At 57.4% G+C, this 5,120-nt stretch carries 4 protein-coding genes and 1 pseudogene; all 5 read left to right on the top strand.

Annotated elements, in window-relative coordinates:
• Nucleotides 1–937 (top strand): alkaline phosphatase family protein (locus ENTHG_RS06480; RefSeq protein WP_161624518.1); only part of this gene is annotated, 937 nt, incomplete at its 5' end.
• Nucleotides 938–953: 16 nt separating this feature from the next.
• A complete protein-coding gene (locus tag ENTHG_RS06475; protein WP_044176705.1) occupies nucleotides 954–2,084 on the top strand; it encodes a mandelate racemase/muconate lactonizing enzyme family protein in 1,131 nt (376 codons plus the stop codon).
• A 259-nt stretch (nucleotides 2,085–2,343) separates the two neighbouring features.
• Nucleotides 2,344–3,312, top strand: a complete 969-nt coding sequence (locus ENTHG_RS06470) for a TauD/TfdA dioxygenase family protein (protein ID WP_044176703.1) — start codon at nucleotides 2,344–2,346, stop codon at nucleotides 3,310–3,312.
• Complete coding sequence (locus tag ENTHG_RS06465) at nucleotides 3,299–4,627, top strand: ABC transporter substrate-binding protein (RefSeq protein WP_044176696.1); 1,329 nt, start codon at nucleotides 3,299–3,301, stop codon at nucleotides 4,625–4,627. The genes ENTHG_RS06470 and ENTHG_RS06465 overlap by 14 nt, the downstream gene beginning before the upstream one ends.
• Nucleotides 4,628–4,639: 12 nt before the next feature.
• Nucleotides 4,640–5,120 (top strand): annotated as a pseudogene (locus ENTHG_RS25685) (sugar ABC transporter permease); the annotation flags it as partial.

Raw genomic sequence — 5,120 nt, 5'->3', positions numbered from 1 at the left:
GCAGGCCACCTTGCAGGAGGCGGAAGAACAGTCGCTGTGGCTGGCAGAGAGCGCGCTTTCCCTGACCCAACATAAAAATTTCTCGCTGTGGGCTACCGTGCACCGGCTGATTGACGAATCTCACCATAACTGCCTTGGCCAGTGCGATCCGGCCTCACCGTTTTATTCACCCACACAGGCGGCAAAGTATGACGACGTTATGCGCCAGTGTTACCAGGTGCTGGACCGGACGATGGCGAAACTGATGCAGGAAATGGATGACGATACTGTGCTGATGCTGGCCTCCGACCACGGCGCCGTACCGAACAGCTATATGTGCGATATCTACCGCTACCTTGCCAGACACCAGCTGGTGGTGCTGAACGAGCAGGGGCAGCCCGACATGTCGCGCAGTCAGGTCTATCTTAAAGATGAGCGCGGCGGGCTGGAGATTTTCGTTAATCTCGTTGGCAGAGAGGCCACCGGTATCGTCAGCCAGCAGGAGTATGACGCGGTCTGCGCCCGGACGCTGCTCGCGCTGGGTAGCTGGCAGGTGCAGGAAGATGGCGTTGCCCGTAATGCGGTTAGCCTGGCGCTGCTGAAAAGCGATGCGGTGGGCATTGGCTTCTGGGGGCCGTGCGCAGGCGATGTGATTTTTGCCTATAACGCGGGCTTTGTCTGGGGCGTCAGCCAGGATGGGGAAGATATCTGCCCGGTAGAAGTCCCCGGCGCGAATCACGGCCCGCAAAAGCCTACCGCCGCGACCACGCTGTCGAATAACTATGGCGCGTTACTGATGTACGGTGCGGATGTGCGTCCTGGCTACTACCGCGATCGTGAGCGGCTGGGGCCGTGGAATATGACCGATCCGGCGGCAACGATCGCGCATCTGCTCGGCCTGCCGCTGGATACGCTGGATGGTCGGATTATGCACGATATGCTTTTGCCAAAACGCTAATCGCCTGGAGAATAAGATGAAAATTACCGGTGTTACCACCCATTTACTGACGGCTAAACTCAGCCAGCCTTTTTCTTACTCGCGCGCGCGTTACGACACCCGCACTGCGATGCTGGTGGAGATAGAGACGGATGAGGGAATCAGCGGCTGGGGCGAGTGCTACGGCCCGGCCCGTATGACCCAGGCCGTTGTGGATGAACTGGGCAGCATGATAATCGGTAGCGATCCGCTCAATAGCGAATTTATCTGGCAGGATCTCTACGCCCGCCTGCGGGACCACGGGCAGAAGGGGTTACTGATTGAAGGGCTAAGCGGTATTGATATCGCCTTATGGGATATTCGCGGCAAATATTTCAACGCGCCGGTCTGGCAGCTGATGGGGGGCCGGATGCGCAGTGACGTTCAGGCCTATGCCACCGGGCTTTACCGGCGGGATAGCGGCGACGCGGTGCACTATCTGGTGGAAGAAGCGCTCAGCTACGTTGAGCAGGGCTTTACGGCAATGAAACTGAAAGTGGGTTTTGGCGTTGAGGAAGATTACACCGTTACGCGCGCCATCCGCGAAGCCATCGGCCCGGATATCACGCTGATGGTTGACGCCAACCACGCCTATGACGCGGTGGCGGCCATTAAGCTGGCGCATAAAATTGAGCAGTTCGATATTGCGTGGTTTGAGGAGCCAGTGCCGCCGGAAGATTTGCAAGGCTATCTGCGCGTAAAAGCCGCCACCGCGATCCCGCTGGCCGGCGGCGAATGTGAATTTACCCGCTACGGTTTTAAAAACGTGCTGGTCAACGAGGCGATGGATATTATCCAGCCCGATATTTGCGCGGCGGGAGGCCTTACCGAGTGTAAGAAAATCGCCGATATGGCGCAGGCGTTTGGCATTCGCACCAACCCGCATGTCTGGGGAAGCGGGGTAGGGATCGCCGCTTCGCTGCAATGGATAGCCATGGTGCCGACGCATACCCCCATCTCACTGTCGCCCGCCCAGCCTTTGCTGGAGTTCGATCAGACCGAACACCCGGTGCGCCAGGCTATTTTGCAAACCCCCATCGGTCACCAGCAGGGTGTGGTGACTATCCCTTCCGGGCCGGGTTTAGGCATCGAAATTAACCGCGATGCGCTGGAATTTTTTAAACGGTAGTGATTGTGCGAAGCTACGATTGCCGCCTCCGGGCGGCCTTTTACACACGTTTCCAGATCTACTCAGGCATTGGGTGATAATCCTGCCTCGTCTGTTGAAGGGAATTAAACGCCAATATTTTTACCCTTTCTGTCGTTAATTGCTTTTTTTCGCTTAGCTTATGCAAAGCAGGGTAATATCTTTATTAGCAAAAAGTCTTTTTCATCACACTGCTTTTCTTTTTAGAGTTGAGCTCCTGATAATTTGAAGGAGCACAACCATGTCTTCATCTGCAAATAATAAAACACAGACTTATGCGGCATTAGATATTCGTCCCGTTGCCGGAAATATCGGCGCGGAGATCCGTAATATTCAGCTTTCAGCAGAGTTAGACGATGCGCTTATTCAGCAAATCGAACAGGCGCTGGTGAAATATAAAGTATTATTCTTCCGCAAGCAGGGCCATCTGACCGATGAAGCGCATCAGGCTTTCGGTGCACGCTTTGGCAACATCGTGGCGCACCCCACTGTGCCTGCGCCTACGGGGACGAAACTCTTTGAGCTGGACGCCTCGAAAGGCGGCGGCAGGGCGGACTCCTGGCACACCGATGTGACCTTTGTTGACGCCTTCCCCAAAATATCAATTCTGCGCGGCGTGACTATTCCAGAATATGGCGGCGATACCGTCTGGGCGAATACTGCGCGGGCATATGAATTACTGCCGGAATCGCTAAAACAGTTTGTCGGCACCTTACGGGCGGTACACAGTAATAATTATGATTACGGCGCGGAGCGTATTGTCACCGAAGAACACCGGCTTAACCATCATAAAAACGTTTTTGTCTCTGCCGTCTGGGAAGCTGAACATCCGGTCGTCCATGTGCATCCCGTTTCCGGCGAGCGGGCTTTATTACTTGGCCACTTTGTTAAAAAACTGGTGGGGTTCAGCAGCCGCGAATCGGCGCAGCTTTTTGAATTACTGCAAAACCGTATTATTCGCCTGGAAAACACCGTGCGCTGGCAGTGGCAGCAGGATGATGTCGTTATCTGGGACAACCGCAGCACCCAGCATTACGCGGTCAATGATTACGGCGACCAGCCGCGCGTGGTGCGCCGGGTCACGATTGAAGGCGAACCGGCGGTCGCTATCGACGGCAGCCGTAGCCGCACGGTCGCCCGCCCGCAGGAGGCGGTGAATGAGGCGGAACACGGCGGGCTGCAAAGGAATGCAAACTATGCAGCGTCGTGATCTGTTAAAAGCGATGGCGGCATTTGGCGTCTACGCCATGATGCCTGCCATCGCGCGCGGGGCCAGCGTCGCGCGAAAATATGACGGCGTTACGCTCAATGTCTCTACCTTCAGCACCGCCTGGCCGCAGCTTATCCGCCAATGGCTGCCGGAGTTTGAGGCGCTGACCGGCGTGCGGGTGCAGCTCGATACTCCGGCGTTCCCGGTCTATAACCAGCGCGCGGATCTGGAGCTGTCAACCAGAGGGGCGGCGTATGACGTAGTAAACGTTACCTTTATCTACACCAGCCGCTGGATCAACGCCGGCTGGCTGACGCCGCTGGATGAATTTATCGCCAACCCGAATCTGACCTCGCCACAGTGGGGGTTACAGGATTTTCTGCCCGCCACGCTTGCCGCCGAAACCGGCCGCGACGGCAAACTCTACGGCATCCCGTATGTTGTGGAGGCGATGCTGGCGGGTGCCTCGCGCTATGACCTGGTGCAGCAGGCCGGGCTGGTATTCCCGAAAACCACTGATGACCTGCTAAAGGTGCTGCAGGCGGTGAATAAAAAAGAGCGTGTGGCGGGCTATGTTACCGACAACCACTACGGCTGGACCTTTATTCCTTACCTGCAGGCGTTTGGCGGCAATGTCTTTCGCGCGCCGCCGGACGATCTCTTTCCGACGCTGGACACCCCGGAAGCGGTACAGGCCGCCGACTATTTTGCCCGCCTGATCCGCGACTTCGGCCCGAACGGCGGCATTACCTATACCGCCGATCAGACCCTACAGGCCCTCAAGCAGGGGCGGGTAAACGTTTCTGACTTAAGCCAGACCTACCTGGCGCAGCTGGGCGATGCCAGAACGTCGCGCAGCCTTAAAACCGCCCATTTTGGATCGATGGTCAGCGGGCCAAAAGGCGCATTCCCCGGCATGGCGACCCATGCGCTGGGCATTCCGGCGGGGTCGAAAAATAAAGAGGCGGCGTGGGCCTTTATTCAGTGGTCGCTATCGAAACAGATGACCGCCCGCGCGCTGGCAGCGGGGTACGGCTCGCCGACGCGTCGCAGCGATATCGACTCGCAGGCCTTTCGCAGTAAGCAGGTCATTAACGGCGTGGATCTGGCGCAGCTTTCTATTGACGCCATCGACCTGGCGGGAAAAGGCGGCTACATGAAATACCGCACCGTGGAGTTTTATCCGCAGGTCGATCAGCAGCTTAACAAAGCCATTGCGCTTATCGTCTCCGGCCAGCTTAACGCGAAGCAGGCGATGGCCCAGGCGCAGGCCGGTACCCTCGCCGATTTGCAACGCGCGGGCGCGAAAATCTAACAGGAGAAGGGAATGGAACAACCACTAAGCTGGCGGCGACGCCAGCGCGCCGCCTGGCTGCTGGGGCTGACGCCGTCCCTCGCCGTGCTGACGCTGTTGACGCTGGTGCCAGCGGCGGCGCTGCTGGTCACCAGCCTTACGCCCTTTAGCCTGACCAGGCCAGAGGAGACCTTCACCTTCAGCCATCCGCTGGTGAATTATCAGCAGTTGCTGCATGACGATCGTTTTCTTAATTCACTGGTCACCCAGCTGAAATTGTCGGTGGTCAGCGTCTTCTTTCAGGTGCTGATTGGCCTGCTGCTGGCGCTGTTGCTCAATGGCACGTCTCGCTGGCTTAACGGGGTACGCACGCTGCTGCTGATCCCGATGGTGCTGCCGCCGATTATCGTGGCGCTGATCTGGAAAATTATCTACACGCCGGATATCAGCCCCCTGCACCAGCTGCTGGAGCGCTTTAATCTGCCGCTGGATTCGCTTATTGCCAACCCCGGAC

Origin of the sequence: Phytobacter massiliensis JC163 (assembly GCF_000321045.1) — a bacterium.
Classification (GTDB): domain Bacteria; phylum Pseudomonadota; class Gammaproteobacteria; order Enterobacterales; family Enterobacteriaceae; genus Phytobacter_A; species Phytobacter_A massiliensis.
Note: the sequence above shows the minus strand (reverse complement) of the source record. Positions and strands in the feature narration are given on the sequence as shown.